Genomic DNA, 14,949 nt, shown 5'->3' with positions numbered 1-14,949 from the left:
CTTACCTTCCTTGCGACTGCATGCCTCCAACTGCCCACCACCATGCGGCCTCCGCCCCTTTGCAGGGCGAAGCGTTGCTCTCCTTCCTGGACCAATCTCTCGAACAACTGTTCAGCGAACACCGCAGCGCCCGCATCAGCCACACAGACCGCGAACACGCGCTGGCTGAACTGCTCAGCCAGCAGCAATTTGCCCCCCAAACCCTTTCCGAGCTGGTGCAGTTGCACAGCGCCTGGATGTATGCCGATCAACCCGCCATGGCGGTTCAGACCTTGGCGCAGCACAGCGACACGGTCACCCACAGCTTGCAAGGCACCGCGCTGTGGCATGCCCAAGCCAGCATTGCCCTGCACCGCGCGCAAAGTCTGCTGAGCGAAGATGCCACCGCTGCCCAGCAGGCCTTGGCCGATGCCCTGCCCCCCATGCGCCAGCTGGATGCAGAAACACTCGCGCCGCTGTACCCACACTGGTTGTCGCTGGCACAGTCGTGCGAGGCCCACACCCTGGCCGAGCAGGCCATCGACTGGCTGGCACCCTTGCTCACCCACGATGCGCAAAGCTTTACCGACCGGGTCCAACCTTGGCTGGACAAAACCCGCCTGGCTCAGGTCCGCGCAGATGATGCGGCGGCTCTGAGCCATGCCCATGCAGCCATCGCGCAGATGGCCCAGCTGCAGCAAGATGATGCACACCCGGACTTCGACACCTGGGCACAGCTGGGCGACATGCTGCTGCCCGTGTGCCCGGCCAGCGTGGCACATTGGGCCAGCACCAGCCAAACCCATGTGCAGCGCACCGAGGCGACAGCACCCAGCCCCGCCGTCCGGCAGCACCGCGCCATCTATACCGCGCGGCTGCAGGCCCTGGCCTGCGCCCAGTTGGGCCAGCTCGATCAAGCCATTGCTTGGGGGCGTCTGGGGCGCTATGAGCTGTCAGGCTATGAAGGGGATGACTTTGTCGCCACCTGGATGGAGTGGCTGTATGCCCAGGACCTGCTCGATGAGCTGGCCCCCATTGCCCTGGAAAGCGTCTTCCACAGCCGCCCTGCCAGCTTGCAAGTGGGCTGGAAAGTGGCCCAAGAATGCATAGAACGTGACACGTCGCACCGCGCCACCTGGGCCCGGATTCTGGCCTGGTGCTGCATGGACCGCGAATGCCGCGAACGCGTACCTGCCCCGCCCCATCCCGCGCAGCACTATCTGGCGATGGTGCAGGCCGAATCGCCCGATGACGGCATCGTGATGTTGATGAAAGGCCTGGAGCTGGCACGCAGCCGCAAACAGTGGGACAAGGCCCTGCCGCTGCTCGAGCAAGCCTGCGCACAGCACCCCCAGCTGTGCAACTCTGAAGTGGTCCTCATGCTCTGGGCCACCCGCTTTCACATTCACGGCGAGGCGGCACTGCAGATGCCGATTCCTGCCGCGCCTTCGGGGCACTGGAGCTATGGGCTGGCCGTCGCGCTGGACGATGACGACGACATGAAGCCCTATATGGGCGGCAAGAAGAACCTGCCCGCCCATGCACTGCGCCAAGCATTGGTGCAGCACTACTACGAGCAGGGCCTGGTCCATTTCGAGCAGTTCTGGCAAACCGGGCAAGGCGGCTTCAAGGACGCCGACATCCACATTTATTCGATGCTGTGCAACAACCTAGCGATCAAGCTGCGCCACAACGAAGACTATGCACGTGCTGCCGATCTGCACCAGCGCGGCCTGGCCAGCAGTCCGTTTGCCGAACATCTGCATGGCCTGCTGTGGTGCTCCATCATGCCCGACGACTACGTCGGCATTGCACGCACTGCCGAGAGCTTGTGGCACTTTGCCCGTGAGCATGGCTATGGCCGCCACAACCCCTACCTGTATTTCAACTGGGTGGCCGAGGCCCTGTTCCACCTGGATCGCTCGGCAGAGATCAGCATCTGGCTGGAGCGCCTGGAGCTGTGGTGGCAAGAAGAGGCCGATGAAGACGATGCCGAGGAGCGGCACCAGTACCTGGAATGCCTGCTGATCATGCTGGACTTTTTTGCCACCGGCCACGCTGCACTGGTGGCCCCCCGCCTGCCCGCCTTGGTGCAAGAAGTGCGCCCCCTGCGCCTTATCGTGCTGCAGCGGCGTTTAGGACGCGTGCTGATGGACTGCGGCCAGCACGCCGAAGCCCTGCCGCTGCTGCAGACAGCCGTGGAACTGGCTGCCAGCACCGACAGCAGCTTTGAAGCGGAGAATGCCCCCAAAGATCTGCAACGCTGCCAGGAGGCGCTGGCCGAAGCCACCACCCGCAAACCTTGGTGGAAGCTGTGGTGACCCCCCAGACCACGGCACCAGGCTTGCTGGGCTACAGCCCGCGCGATGTGGCCAATGCGCCGCACATCAAAGCCCGCATCCAGGCACGCAGCGCAGCCCGCGCAGACAGGGTGGACGTTGCGGCCTGGCTGAGCAATCACTTCTACCGCCATGTGGTGGGCAATGTGCAGGCACCGCCCCCGGCGGTGCAGCCTCTGCACAGCCAGGAAGATTTGCGCGCGCAAATGGGTACGCACAGCCCTGCCTGGGCATTGCAGCGATTGCCCATGCTGCCACCCGATACCCCTGGCCCGGCTGCGCTGTGGTGGGTTGACCCAGACAGTCGCCACGTGCTGCAGCTGGAAGAGCGATTGCTGGAGTTTTTGGGCAGCCGCACCGGCACCTCGCTAGAAGGCAAGCTCCAGCGTATCAATGCCCCCCAGGCCTTGGCCCGCTGGACCCTGGAACACCTGGCCTTTGAAAAACGCAAAGCCACAGGCCAGATCGATCACCAGCCCGATGCCGTCCAGGCGGTACTGCGCACCCCCAACGGGGTATTTGTGGAGTTTCGCCCTGACAGCCCCCAGCTGCGCACCGAAATGGCTTTTGAGAGCCAGGAGATGGGCCACTGTGTGGGGCAATTTGCAGACCGTCAGCGCCTGCGTGGTGGCTATGGCGAGCGTTACGCCAACGCCTGCCACAAGGGACAGATGCGCTTGTTCAGCTTTCGCACCGGCCAAGGCCAGCCACGCATCACCCTCAATGCCTTCGTGCAGCCCAGCGGTCTGCTGCAGATCGAACAAATCAAGGGCAAACAAAACCGCCCTCCGATTGCACGCTACCTGCCTGATGTGCTGCAGCTGCTCAACCACCTACCTTTGGACGCACAGCTGCCCAACGATGCGATTGCCATGGGGCTGGTGCGCCTGCCCGACCATTTGCTGGATCTGGGTGCGCAACCCACGCCGTGGAAGACCGTCGCGGCACTGCACAGCGAAAGTGAGCAGCTGTGGCTGATGCAGCAGTACCCGCAGTTTCTGCACCAACTGCCGTCCTTGCAGCCCCTGGCGCAGTGGATGGCACTGGCCCGCAATGAGGGACAGGCGCTCAAAGCCCTGGACAAGCAGCCACTGACCGATGCCGTGCAGGCCACACTGTCGCTGGCGCGGCAGCGGCCCGGCAGCCCCACAACTGCATCGGGAGTGCACCCATGAAGCTGCTGCTGCCCCCACTGCTGCTCTTGCTGGGCCTGGCTTGGCTGGGCTTTCACCTGGCCGGCTGGCTAGGCCTGGGCACAGTCGGCTTGCTGCTGGCCTGGCTGCTGCGCAAAGCCCTGCAGCGCGCCCAGCGCATGCGCCGCGAAGGCCACGTCAGCCATTACCAGACGGGCAATGACGCGCTGAATAGCGCGCTGGCCCTGTGCCACCCCATGGCCTTTCACTGCGTGCTGGGGGGGGTGGCCGATGCCGAGCTGCTGCCACCTGATGATGATCTGGCCAAGCAGCTGCGCCCCATGCTGTTGCACCATCTGGGGCTGCGCACGGATTTGGAAGAGGCACAGATTCACCGCCAGTTTCCGCAGCAGCTACGCCAGCGCTGGTTTCAACTGGATCTGCAGACCCCGCATCCGCAAGACGAGGCACGCGCAGCCATGGCATTGGCTTGTGCCCGGGTCGCGTTTTTTGTGCGTTGCGCCCACATGATGGGCTGGCTACCGCAGGATTTACAGCAAGAGGTGCTGCTGCTCAACGCACGCCGTGCCCGTGACTGTTTTGGCAGTTGGCTGGAATATGGGCATGCCTATGCCCAAGGCCGCCAGCAGTGGCTGGCGCATGGGCGCTCCGACATTCTAGGTGTGGACTTCAGCCCGGCCGACGTGGCGCAATGGGTTCAAAGCGCCACCCACCCCTGGCATGCATTGGCCTGGCCACCCTGCCCCACCTCGGTGGCGCCGAGCGCCACAAGCCCGCAGGCGTGACGTGCCCAACATGCAGCCGTTCTGCAAGCTCGATAAGGCCTGCGACAATACGGCCGCATGCCACGCCTGAAGCCCCCCCCCAAAGAAGAAAGCCAGCTGCTGCCCGACTATGCAGCCCTGCCGGATAGCGCCATCCACGTGCCCGTCACTGCCGCCGACTTTGCGCAAGCACGCACGCAGTTGCTGGCGCAATCAGCGCTGGGGTTTGACACCGAGAGCAAGCCGTTGTTTCACATTCACCAGATAGATACCGGCCCGCATGTGGTGCAACTGGCGACCCCCCAGGCGGCCTGGCTGCTGCAGCTGCACCACCCACAGGCCCTGGCGCTGGCACGTGAAATCATCAGTCACGCAGGCATCTGCAAGGTCGGTTTTGGCCTGGACAATGACAAGTCCAGCCTGCCCAAGCGACTGGGCGTGGAGCTGGCCCACATTGTGGATCTGGACCGGGTGTTCAAGCGCTACGGCTATGGGGCTTCCACCGGCGTGCGCGCCGCCATAGCCCTGGTGCTGGGGCAGAACTTTCACAAGTCCAAAAAGCAGTCCACCAGCAACTGGTCACTGCCCACACTGAGTCCCGCGCAAATCCGCTATGCCGCCAATGATGCGCACGGCCCCGCCATGGTCTACGCGGCCCTGCCTGCCTGGGAGGCCCAGCAAGCTGAGGCGCCTGCAGTCCAACCTCAGCGCCCACCCCGTGCAGCCCAGCCACCCCGCACGCACGAGGCAGCCCACGCACCACGCCCTTCGCACCCACCACGCGCGGCTTTGTTCCAGGCACCCAAAAAACCGTTAAATTGACCAACACCCATTGCGCAGCAAGTGCTTGTAGCTATGGATTCAGGATTTCTTGTCCTCGATCACAAGGCATAAGCACATAGCATTTGCATCGTTGGCAGCGCAGTTTTTCTTTTCCACAATGGCTGGTTTACACACCAACCTTCGGAGACAAAAAATGCGCTTAGAAACATTGGCCGTTCACGCGGGCTACAGCCCCGACCCCACCACCAAGGCAGTGGCCGTACCCATCTACCAGACGGTGGCCTATGCGTTCGACAGCGCCCAGCATGGCGCCGATCTGTTTGATTTGAAGGTGCCGGGCAATATCTACACCCGCATCATGAACCCCACCACCGACGTGCTGGAAAAGCGCGTGGCAGCGCTGGAAGGCGGCATTGCAGCACTGGCCGTGGCCTCGGGCATGGCCGCTATCACTGCGGCCATCCAGACCTTGGCCGAAGCGGGCGACAACATCGTTTCCGCCAGCACGCTCTACGGCGGCACCTACAACCTGTTTGCCCACACCTTTCCGCAGCAAGGCATTGAAGTGCGCTTTGCCGACCCGCGCGACCCTGCCAGCTTTGGCAAGCTGATTGATGCCAAGACCAAGGCGGTGTTCATCGAGTCCATCGGCAACCCGCTGGGCAATGTGACCGACATCCGCGCGCTGGCCGATGTGGCCCACGCCCATGGCGTGCCGCTGATCGTGGACAACACCGTGCCATCGCCCTATTTGCTGCGCCCCTTCGAGTTTGGGGCCGACATCGTGGTGCATTCGCTAACCAAGTACCTGGGCGGGCACGGCACCAGCGTGGGCGGCGCCATCGTGGACAGCGGCAAGTTCCCTTGGGCCGAGCACAAAGCCCGCTTCAAGCGCCTGAATGAGCCCGATGTGAGCTATCACGGCGTGGTTTACACCGAAGCCCTGGGCCCAGCAGCCTTCATCGGCCGTGCCCGCGTGGTGCCGCTGCGCAATATGGGCGCGGCCATCTCGCCACAGAACGCTTTCCAGATCCTGCAAGGCATTGAGACCTTGGCCTTGCGCATGGACCGCATCTGCGAGAACACGCAAAAGATTGCCGAGACTCTGCAAAACCACCCCAAGGTGGAATGGGTGCGTTACGCCGGCCTGAAAGACCACCCCGACCACGCCATCGTGCAAAAGCAATCGCAAGGCCGTGCCTCGGGCATTCTGTCGTTCAGCCTCAAGGGCGATGACGGCCGCGCCGCCGGTGCGCGCTTTCTGGATGCGCTGCAGCTGTTCACGCGCCTGGTGAACATTGGCGATGCCAAGTCGCTGGCCACCCACCCGGCTTCGACCACCCACCGCCAACTCGATGCGGCCGAGCTGGCCAAGGCCGGCGTGACCGAAGGCATGGTGCGCCTGTCGGTCGGCATTGAGCACATTGACGATCTGCTGGCCGATCTGAACCAGGCCCTGGATCAGGTCTAAACCACTGTGGGCACTGACGTCGGCCCCATCCTGTGCAGTGGGCCGACGTCAAAACGCTGAACGGCTAGACGAAAAAAACCGCTGCCTAGGCAGCGGTTTTCAATTCCCTTGGAGGAGAGCCAGCGCTTAGAAGCGGTAGCCAACGCCCACACCAACCAGCAGAGGGTCAACCTTGAATTTACCAATACCGCTGTTGATGGTGGTGTCGATATAGACCTTCTTAATGTCGAAGTTCAGCGACCAGTTCTTGTCCAGCGCGTAGTCAAAGCCCACTTGCAGAGCACCGCCCCAGCTATTCTTTTTTACATCCAAACCAGCGGGCAAATCCACGCTAGAGAAACGTGTGTAGTTGATACCTGCGCCCACGTAAGGCTTGAAAGCGCCGAAATTGGTGAAGTGGTACTGCGCCAGCAATGTGGGTGGCAGGTGCTTCAAAGAACCAATCTTGGCGCCATTGAGCTTGACGTCGTGTTTTTGTGGATAAGTCAAAATCAGTTCAGCAGCCAAGTTCGGAGTGAAGTAGTAGCTGATATCCAGCTCAGGAATCACTTTGTCATTGACGCTCACGCCAGCCTTGCCAGCAGCACCGCCGTTATCGCTGTCCAAATGCACAGCGCGCAGGCGCACTTGCCAGTTGCCATCTTGCTGCTGCGCCATAGCAGCACCGGAAGTCATTGCACACAGAGCGGCCACGGCCAACAGAGTCTTTTTCATAATGGGTGATGAATCAAAGTCCGGGGACAGCCCCCGTGAATGCATTGCATCACTGCACCCCGACTCCGGGTTTGCCTTAGGTCAAATGCACCATGCACAACCATTTCAGTACTTACTGAAATGTTGGCATTGAGCAACAAGTTGTTGCACAGCCCTCAATGTGCCTGTGTTGATGAGGTGCCGCGCAAACGCTGCCAGGCACTCACTGCCAGCACAATGACGCCGCCAATGATCGCGCCCACCACCACATGCACCACCAGGGGCAGCAGTGTGGCCACCGCGCCCCCCTGCGGCAGTAATACGGTATCTACCCACGCCTGCAAGGGCGCAATTCCGTGCACCAGCAAGCTGCCGCCCACCAGGAACATGGCCGCCGTGCCCACCACGGACAGGCCTTTCATCAACCACGGGTTGAAGGCGATCAGACCACGGCCCAGCGCCTGCAAGGCGCTGCTGTCTTTGCGCATCAGCCACAGCCCCACATCGTCCATGCGCACAATGCAGGCCACCAGTCCGTAGACAAACACCGTGATCGCCAGGGCCACCACCACCAGCACCATCACTTGCTTGGCAAACGGCGCATCGGCCAGCGTGCTCAGCGCAATCGCCAGAATTTCTGCAGACAAAATAAAGTCGGTGCGCACAGCGCCGCTGACTTTTTGCTTTTCGTAGGCAGCCGCATCCATGCCCGCTTCACGGGCAGCAATAACGGAAGACTGCGCCACCCCTTGCGCTTTGGCGGCTTCAAAGTCCTGCAGCAGCGCCGGAGGATTCTGGCGTTTGTGCAGCGAATGCAGGATTTTCTCCACCCCCTCAAAGCACAGAAAAGCGCCCCCCACCATCAACAGCGGCGTGATGAGCCAGGGGATGAAGGCGCTGATCAGCAAAAACGCGGGCACCAGCACCACTTTATTCAGCAGAGAACCTTTGGCCACCGCCCACACCACAGGCAGTTCGCGGTTGGATTTGACGCCGGCCACCTGCTCGGCGTTGAGTGCCAGGTCATCCCCGAGCACGCCTGCCGTTTTCTGCATGGCGACTTTGCTCATCACCCCCACATCGTCCACCATGACCGCCGATTTGCGCGCGGCCACCTTGGTCATCAGCGCCACATCATCGAGCAGCGCTGCAATGTCATCGAGCAGCATCAAAAGTCCCGCACCGGCCATAGTTTTCCCCTCAAAAAGAATGCATGCATCTTCCAACCAGATGCGTTGTCAACGTGTAGGAAGAGCCCCGCAAAACCCGCACCGCTCTGCGCGGGCCGCGTGCTCAGGGCTGTTCGTAGTAGCTGTGCGCTGCGTCGCTGAGCAGATTGGCCTGCATGCTCATCACATACGGCAGGCCCAAAAAGTTGCGCCAGCCGCTCCAGTCCGCTTGCGTGATCTTGCCGTCCTTGTTCACATCCAGCGCCACCGGGGCCGTGCTGTAGAGCGCCTGCCCCGAGGCGGCAGACTTGAACTTCTCGCCCTTTTTGTCGGTACTCAGCGGGCGGCCTGTGGCGGCATCCACGGCCGTGATGGGCTCGCCCACAAAACCTTCGCGGATGACATAGACCTCTTTGTAGCCTTGGCCGGCCTGCCCTTTGTCCACCCACAGATCGGGGCGTGCCATCAAATTGGCAGCCTCGGCGGCACAGGCGCCCGTGCGGCACAGCACAGCGACGGGCGCATCTTTGTAGGGCAGCGCTTCCTGCACGGCCTGCCAGAACGCGGCCGCACTCTGGCGCACTTCGCTGCCAGCCACCACACCAAAACGGCACTCGCTGCCGTCGTCCGAGCGGATTTGCGCCTGCGGCGCACCGCTGGGGTGCGGCTGGCACTGCTGGTACACGCGTGGATAAGGCAGATGCCGCGCCCCTTCCGGGTGGCCCAGACGGTATTCCGTGGCATCGCGCACATCCAGCAAGTTCATGCGCTGGCTGGCTGGCAGCTGCGTGCCCACATAGGCGCGGGCGGCGCTGATATCGGCCGCATAGTGGCGCTCAGGCGCGTACAGCACGGGAGCAGTGGCAACAGCAGCGACCTTGGCGGGTGCTGTTTTGCCACCGTACAAACCTTTGACGTAGGTGCAACCCGAGGTCAAAACGAGGACGCCCAGGGCGCTGAGCTTGAGCGCCCCAATCAATGTGCTGCGTGGCATAGATAGCTGGTGGTGTAGACAACTTGCCTGCGGCGGCGCATGCGCCCTAGCCTCTCAGGCAAAGACCACATCATAGGCGCTTGCCTACACGCCCGCGCCGCTGGCGCTGCACAATGCAGCCACCATGTTCTGGATCTCCGACCACCCACCGACCAACTTTCTGGAAGCCATTCTGGCCCTGCTGCGCTGGCTGGGAAAATTGATGGAGTGGCTGAGTTTCTAGCCGCGCACACCCGCTGCCTGATCGCATTTCAGGAGCAGCTTGCGCGCATGCAGCCTTCACTTCGATGTGTTTTCCAGCTGAAACATAGCAATGACAAGCGCTGTTCGCTTCTCTTTTTAAATTGCTTCCAATAAAAAAGGCTCTGCCATATGCAGAGCCTTTTTGTCGCCGCAGCGCAGATGCCTGGTATCAACCCAGCCACTTGCGGGCGTTGCGCCACACGCGCAGCCATGGACTGAATTCGGACTTGTCGCCCGAAGTCCAGCTCATCTGCACATTGCGGAACACACGCTCAGGGTGCGGCATCATCGCGGTGAAGCGGCCGTCGGCCGTGGTTACTGCCGTCAAGCCACCGGCAGAGCCGTTGGGGTTGAACGGGTACTGCTCGGTCGCCTGGCCGAAGTTGTCCACATAGCGCATGGCGCCAATGGCCTGATCGGCATTGCCACGGAACTTGAAGTTGGCATAACCCTCACCGTGCGCCACAGCGATCGGCAAGCGCGAGCCAGCCATACCTTGCAGGAACAGGCTGGGCGACTCCAGCACTTCCACCATGGAGAGGCGCGCTTCAAAACGGTTGCTCTGGTTTTGCGTAAAGCGTGGCCAGTCTTGCGCGCCAGGGATGATGTCGGCCAGCTCGGCAAACATCTGGCAGCCGTTGCACACGCCCAGACCGAAGGTGTCGGTGCGGCCAAAGAACTGCTGGAACTGCTCAGACAGACGGTCGTTGAACGTGATCGAACGAGCCCAGCCAATGCCGGCACCCAGGGTGTCGCCATAGCTGAAACCACCGCAGGCCACCACACCGGCAAAGTCCTTGAGCTGTGCGCGGCCCGACTGCAGGTCGGTCATGTGCACGTCCACGGCTTCAAAACCAGCTTCGGTGAAGGCGTAGGCCATTTCCACGTGAGAGTTCACGCCCTGCTCGCGCAGCACGGCCACGCGGGGCTTGGCCGCCACGTTGATGAAAGGTGCCGCCACGTTCTCTTGCGGGTCAAACGTCAGGTGCACGTGCATGCCCGGGTCATTGGGCACACCGGCAGCTGCGTGTTCGCTGTCGGCGCAAGCGGGGTTGTCGCGCTGCTGGGCAATCTTCCAGCTCACGGCATCCCACACCTGGTGCAGATCGCTCAAGGTGGCGCCAAACACCTTGTTCGCATCGCGCCAGACCTGCAGCTCGCCCTTGCCGGCTTCCACAGGGGACGATGCGGGGCGGGTCTTGCCGATGATGCTCGAGCACTGGATCAAACCGTGTGTGCGCAGCACGTCCATCACGGCGGTGCGATCTTCCGTCTTGATCTGCAACACCACACCCAGCTCTTCGTTGAACAGCGCGCGCAGCGTCTGCTCTTCGCGACGGCCCGCCACCTGCTTGCCCCAGTTTTTGCCTTCGCCGCTGTCCATACGGCTGTCAGAGATGCCATCACCTTCGGTGATCAGCATGTCCACATTCAGTGCCACGCCCACATGGCCGGCAAAGGCCATTTCCGCTACGGTGGCCAGCAAGCCGCCGTCGCCCTTGTCGTGGTAGGCCAAGATCTTTCCGGCAGCGCGCAGCGCATTCACGGCATCCACCAGCGCGATCAAATCCTTGGCGTCGTCCAGATCGGGGGTTTCGTTACCGGACTGGTTCAACACCTGACCAATGATGGAGCCGCCCATGCGGTTCTTGCCACGACCCAGGTCAATCAGCACCAGCGAAGAATCTTCCACTTCGGCGTTCAACTGGGGTGTCAGCGTGGTGCGCACATCGTCAATCGATGCAAAGCCGGTGATCAGCAAGCTCACAGGCGATGTCACCTTCTTGGTCACACCGTTCTCGGTCCACTGCGTGCGCATGGACAGGCTGTCCTTGCCCACCGGAATCGAGATGTTCAGCGCAGGGCACAGCTCCATGCCCACAGCCTTCACCGTGGCGTACAGGTCTGCGTCTTCACCGGGTTCGCCGCATGCAGCCATCCAGTTGGCCGACATCTTCACCTTGCTCAACTCAATCGGCGCGGCCAACATATTGGTGATGGCTTCGGCCACGGCCATACGGCCCGATGCAGGCGCATTGATGGCTGCCAGCGGTGTGCGCTCGCCCATGGCCATGGCTTCGCCCTTGAAGCCTTGGTAATCGGCCAGCGTCACGGCCACGTCAGCCACGGGCACTTGCCAGGGGCCGACCATCTGGTCGCGGTGCGTCAAACCACCCACGGCACGGTCGCCGATGGTGATCAGGAAACGCTTGGAAGCCACGGTGGGGTGGGCCAGCACTTCGATCACAGCTTTTTCCAGCGGCAAGCCATTCAAGTCCATGGCGGGCAGCGCGCGCTGCGCGGTGGTCACGTCCTTGGTCATTTTGGGCGGCTTGCCCAGCAACACGTCCATGGGCATGTTGACGGGGAACTGCTGGTCGCCAGACGCAACCGCCGTGTCTTCCAGAATCAACTCACGCGCTTCGGTGGCCGTACCGATCACCGCAAACGGGCAGCGCTCGCGCTCGCAGAAGGCGGTGAACTGTGCCAGCGACTCGGGCGCAATCGCCATCACATAGCGCTCTTGCGATTCGTTGGACCAGATTTCCTTGGGAGCCAGACCGGACTCTTCCAGGTTCACGGCCCGCAGATCAAAGCGTGCACCGCGACCGGCGTCGTTGGTCAGCTCGGGGAACGCATTGGACAGACCACCGGCACCCACGTCGTGGATGGCCAAGATGGGGTTCTTGTCGCCTTGCTGCCAGCAGTGGTTGATCACCTCTTGCGCACGGCGCTCGATCTCAGGGTTGCCGCGCTGCACGGAGTCAAAGTCCAGCTCCGCCGCGTTGGTGCCCGATGCCATGGAGCTGGCTGCACCACCGCCCATGCCAATGCGCATGCCGGGGCCACCCAGCTGAATCAGCAGCGTACCAGCGGGGAACAGGATCTTCTTGGTCTGATCGGCATCGATCACGCCCAGGCCACCGGCCAGCATGATGGGCTTGTGGTAGCCGCGGGTGATATCACCCACTTGCTGTTCGTACTCGCGGAAGTAACCGGTCAGGTTCGGGCGGCCAAACTCGTTGTTGAACGCCGCGCCACCCAGCGGGCCTTCGATCATGATTTGCAACGGGCTGGCAATGTGCTCGGGCTTGCCCACTTCACTACCCCACAGCTTGGAAACCGTGAAACCGGTCAGACCGGCTTTGGGCTTGGAGCCACGGCCGGTAGCACCTTCGTCACGGATTTCACCGCCCGCGCCAGTCGATGCGCCAGGGAACGGAGAAATGGCGGTCGGGTGGTTGTGCGTTTCCACCTTCATCAGCACATGGTTGGTGGCGTTCTGCTTTTGATAGCTGGGAGCGCTTGCTGTGCCTTGGCTGGCATCGAATTTGGCGGTGAATCGCTCCACCGCATGACCTTCCATGATGGAGGCGTTGTCCGAATACGCCACCACCGTGTGCTGGGGCGAAACGGCCTCGGTGTTGCGGATCATGCCGAACAGCGACTTGTCTTGCGCCACACCGTCAATCGTGAACTGGGCGTTGAAGATCTTGTGGCGGCAGTGCTCCGAGTTGGCCTGCGCAAACATCATCAACTCCACATCGGTGGGGTTGCGCTTCAAACCATTGAAAGCGTTGACCAGGTATTCAATCTCGTCCTCGGCCAGGGCCAGGCCCCATTGCTTGTTGGCTTTTTCCAGGGCAGCGCGACCGCCGCCCAGCACATCCACAAACTCCATGGGCGCCGCTTGCAGGGCGGAGAACAGTTGCTCCGCTTCGGCACGCGTGGCAAAGACCGATTCGGTCATGCGGTCGTGCAGCAAGGCGGCGATCTGTGCGGTTTGCTCCGCGCTCAGCTCGGGTGTGCCGCCCAGCAAGCCGGACTTCAGGGCCACGCGGTACTCGGTGATGCGCTCCACACGGAACACGTTCAGGCCGCAGTTACGGGCAATGTCGGTTGCCTTGGACGCCCAGGGCGAGATCGTGCCCATGCGCGGGGTGACCACCAGCGCCACGCCGTCGCCTGCGCCCACATACGGATCCCCATACGTCAACAAGGCCGCCAGACGCTGGGTTTGTTCAGCAGTCGGGGCGGCCTCGGTGGCAACCAGATGGATGAAGCGGGCATCGATACCCGTGATCTTTGGATGGATGGCGACCAGATCGGTCAAGAGTTGCTGGGCGCGGAACGAGCTCAGGGCGTTTCCACCCTCCAACTGAGTCAAATGCAAGGTCACGAGGCGGCCTGTTTATGTGAAGGCTTGTGAAAAGCGTCCAGCCCCGTGGGGCAACCCGCAAAGCTGGGCGCTGAATCGAGAGAGTGCTTATTTTACCGGGCTGAATACTCTTTATATGGAAAGCGATATGAGCAGGGGGAATAGACGTATGCCTTGCACGCAATCCCCAACACCCTGCTAGCAATGTCAACAAGTGCACCTGCGCCGTCGCCCAAACCCAGCCAGTGGAATAATCACCCACCATGAGCATCACCATCAAATCACCCGAAGACATTGAGCGCATGCGCATTGCAGGCCGCCTGGCTTCGGAAGTGCTGGACTACATCACCCCCCACATCAAGCCCGGCATCACCACGGCAGAAATCGACCGTCTGGGCGCCGAATGCATGGCCCAGCAGGGCACCAAGTCGGCCACCATTGGCTACCAGCCCCCTGGCTACCCACCCTACCCAGGGCACCTGTGCACATCGCCCAACCATGTGGTTTGCCACGGCATTCCCAATGACAAGGCCTTGAAGAAGGGTGACATCATCAATGTGGACGTCACCGTGATCACCGAAGACGGCTGGTACGGCGACAACAGCCGCATGTTCCAGATCGGTGAAGGCACGATTGCCGGCAAGCGCCTGGACAAACTGACTTTTGAAGCCATGTGGCTGGGCATCCAGCAAGTCAAACCCGGCGCCACGCTGGGCGACATTGGTCACGCCATTCAAACCTTTGCAGAAAAAAACAACCTGTCGGTGGTGCGCGAGTACTGCGGCCACGGCATTGGCCAGAAGTTCCACGAAGAACCCCAGGTGGTGCACTACGGCAAGCCCGGCGAAGGCGTAGTGCTGGAAGAAGGCATGGTCTTCACCATTGAGCCCATGCTCAACCTGGGCAAGCGCGATGTGAAAGAAATGGGCCAGGACGGCTGGACCATCGTCACCAAGGACCGCAGCCTGTCGGCCCAGTGGGAGCTGATGATGGCCGTCACCAAGACCGGCTACGACATCCTGACCTGGTCCCAAGGTTCGCCCACCCCACCGGACTTCATTCAAAGCATCCGCTGCTAAGCAGCCCATGTACTGAATACTCCAGGCAGCGCGCTCCGGCCCGCTGCCTTTTTTTGTGCCCCACTTTGGGCACGCAGGCACCGAGATTGGTGCACACTTTGAGCCAATCTTCGCTAGCACCG

The 14,949-nt window shown here is 61.8% G+C and carries 10 protein-coding genes; 6 read left to right on the top strand and 4 right to left on the bottom strand.

All coding sequences use genetic code 11. From position 1 onward, the window contains the following. Positions 1-20 precede the first annotated feature (20 nt). From AC27VO_RS09835 to AC27VO_RS09815, 5 genes are all read left to right on the top strand, one after another. Positions 21-2,300, top strand: coding sequence for a hypothetical protein (locus tag AC27VO_RS09835; protein ID WP_488666532.1), 2,280 nt, complete (start codon positions 21-23; stop codon positions 2,298-2,300). Further along, positions 2,297-3,493: a hypothetical protein gene (locus AC27VO_RS09830; RefSeq protein ID WP_488666531.1), complete on the top strand. Its 1,197-nt coding sequence runs from the start codon at positions 2,297-2,299 to the stop codon at positions 3,491-3,493. The genes AC27VO_RS09835 and AC27VO_RS09830 overlap by 4 nt, the downstream gene beginning before the upstream one ends. Then, a complete protein-coding gene (locus tag AC27VO_RS09825) occupies positions 3,490-4,257 on the top strand; it encodes a DUF1266 domain-containing protein (protein WP_488666530.1) in 768 nt (255 codons plus the stop codon). The genes AC27VO_RS09830 and AC27VO_RS09825 overlap by 4 nt, the downstream gene beginning before the upstream one ends. A gap of 57 nt (positions 4,258-4,314) precedes the next feature. After that, positions 4,315-5,058 carry a 3'-5' exonuclease gene (locus AC27VO_RS09820; protein ID WP_488666529.1) on the top strand — a complete coding sequence of 248 codons (744 nt, stop codon included), beginning with the start codon at positions 4,315-4,317 and terminating at the stop codon, positions 5,056-5,058. Positions 5,059-5,212: 154 nt separating this feature from the next. Further along, a complete protein-coding gene (locus tag AC27VO_RS09815) occupies positions 5,213-6,490 on the top strand; it encodes an O-acetylhomoserine aminocarboxypropyltransferase/cysteine synthase family protein (RefSeq protein ID WP_488666528.1) in 1,278 nt (425 codons plus the stop codon). A 126-nt stretch (positions 6,491-6,616) separates the two neighbouring features. On the opposite strand, the gene AC27VO_RS09810 is transcribed toward AC27VO_RS09815, so the two are convergent. The 4 genes from AC27VO_RS09810 to purL all read right to left on the bottom strand — a co-directional run bounded on the left by AC27VO_RS09810 (position 6,617) and on the right by purL (position 13,769). Beyond that, the gene (locus tag AC27VO_RS09810; RefSeq protein ID WP_488666527.1) at positions 6,617-7,204 is read right to left on the bottom strand and encodes an OmpW/AlkL family protein; all 588 of its coding nucleotides are present in this window, start codon (positions 7,202-7,204) and stop codon (positions 6,617-6,619) included. Positions 7,205-7,359: 155 nt separating this feature from the next. Then, positions 7,360-8,373, bottom strand: a complete 1,014-nt coding sequence (locus tag AC27VO_RS09805) for a DUF808 domain-containing protein (protein ID WP_488666526.1) — start codon at positions 8,371-8,373, stop codon at positions 7,360-7,362. 103 nt (positions 8,374-8,476) lie between these two features. Beyond that, entirely contained in the window at positions 8,477-9,346 is an 870-nt protein-coding gene (locus tag AC27VO_RS09800) for a rhodanese-like domain-containing protein (protein WP_488666525.1), read from the bottom strand. Positions 9,347-9,758: 412 nt separating this feature from the next. Beyond that, positions 9,759-13,769, bottom strand: coding sequence for a phosphoribosylformylglycinamidine synthase (gene purL / locus AC27VO_RS09795; protein WP_488666524.1), 4,011 nt, complete (start codon positions 13,767-13,769; stop codon positions 9,759-9,761). A gap of 242 nt (positions 13,770-14,011) precedes the next feature. On the opposite strand from purL, the gene map reads away from it, so the two are divergent. Next, on the top strand, positions 14,012-14,827 hold the full coding sequence (map, locus tag AC27VO_RS09790; RefSeq protein WP_488666523.1) for a type I methionyl aminopeptidase: 816 nt from the start codon (positions 14,012-14,014) through the stop codon (positions 14,825-14,827). Positions 14,828-14,949 lie beyond the last annotated feature (122 nt).

This window comes from Comamonas sp. 14P8.1.4 (assembly GCF_057799285.1).
The sequence above is the reverse complement of the archived record's forward strand: the minus strand, read 5'-3'. Positions and strand labels throughout refer to the sequence as shown.

Excerpts from the sequence above, each read along its gene's own strand:
- AC27VO_RS09835 (WP_488666532.1), top strand. The coding sequence starts at position 21 with ATGCCTCCAACTGCCCACCACCATGCGGCCTCCGCCCCTTTGCAGGGC.
- AC27VO_RS09825 (WP_488666530.1), top strand. The coding sequence starts at position 3,490 with ATGAAGCTGCTGCTGCCCCCACTGCTGCTCTTGCTGGGCCTGGCTTGG.
- AC27VO_RS09820 (WP_488666529.1), top strand. The coding sequence starts at position 4,315 with ATGCCACGCCTGAAGCCCCCCCCCAAAGAAGAAAGCCAGCTGCTGCCC.
- AC27VO_RS09815 (WP_488666528.1), top strand. The coding sequence starts at position 5,213 with ATGCGCTTAGAAACATTGGCCGTTCACGCGGGCTACAGCCCCGACCCC.
- AC27VO_RS09810 (WP_488666527.1), bottom strand. The coding sequence starts at position 7,204 with ATGAAAAAGACTCTGTTGGCCGTGGCCGCTCTGTGTGCAATGACTTCC.
- AC27VO_RS09805 (WP_488666526.1), bottom strand. The coding sequence starts at position 8,373 with ATGGCCGGTGCGGGACTTTTGATGCTGCTCGATGACATTGCAGCGCTG.
- AC27VO_RS09800 (WP_488666525.1), bottom strand. The coding sequence starts at position 9,346 with ATGCCACGCAGCACATTGATTGGGGCGCTCAAGCTCAGCGCCCTGGGC.
- map (WP_488666523.1), top strand. The coding sequence starts at position 14,012 with ATGAGCATCACCATCAAATCACCCGAAGACATTGAGCGCATGCGCATT.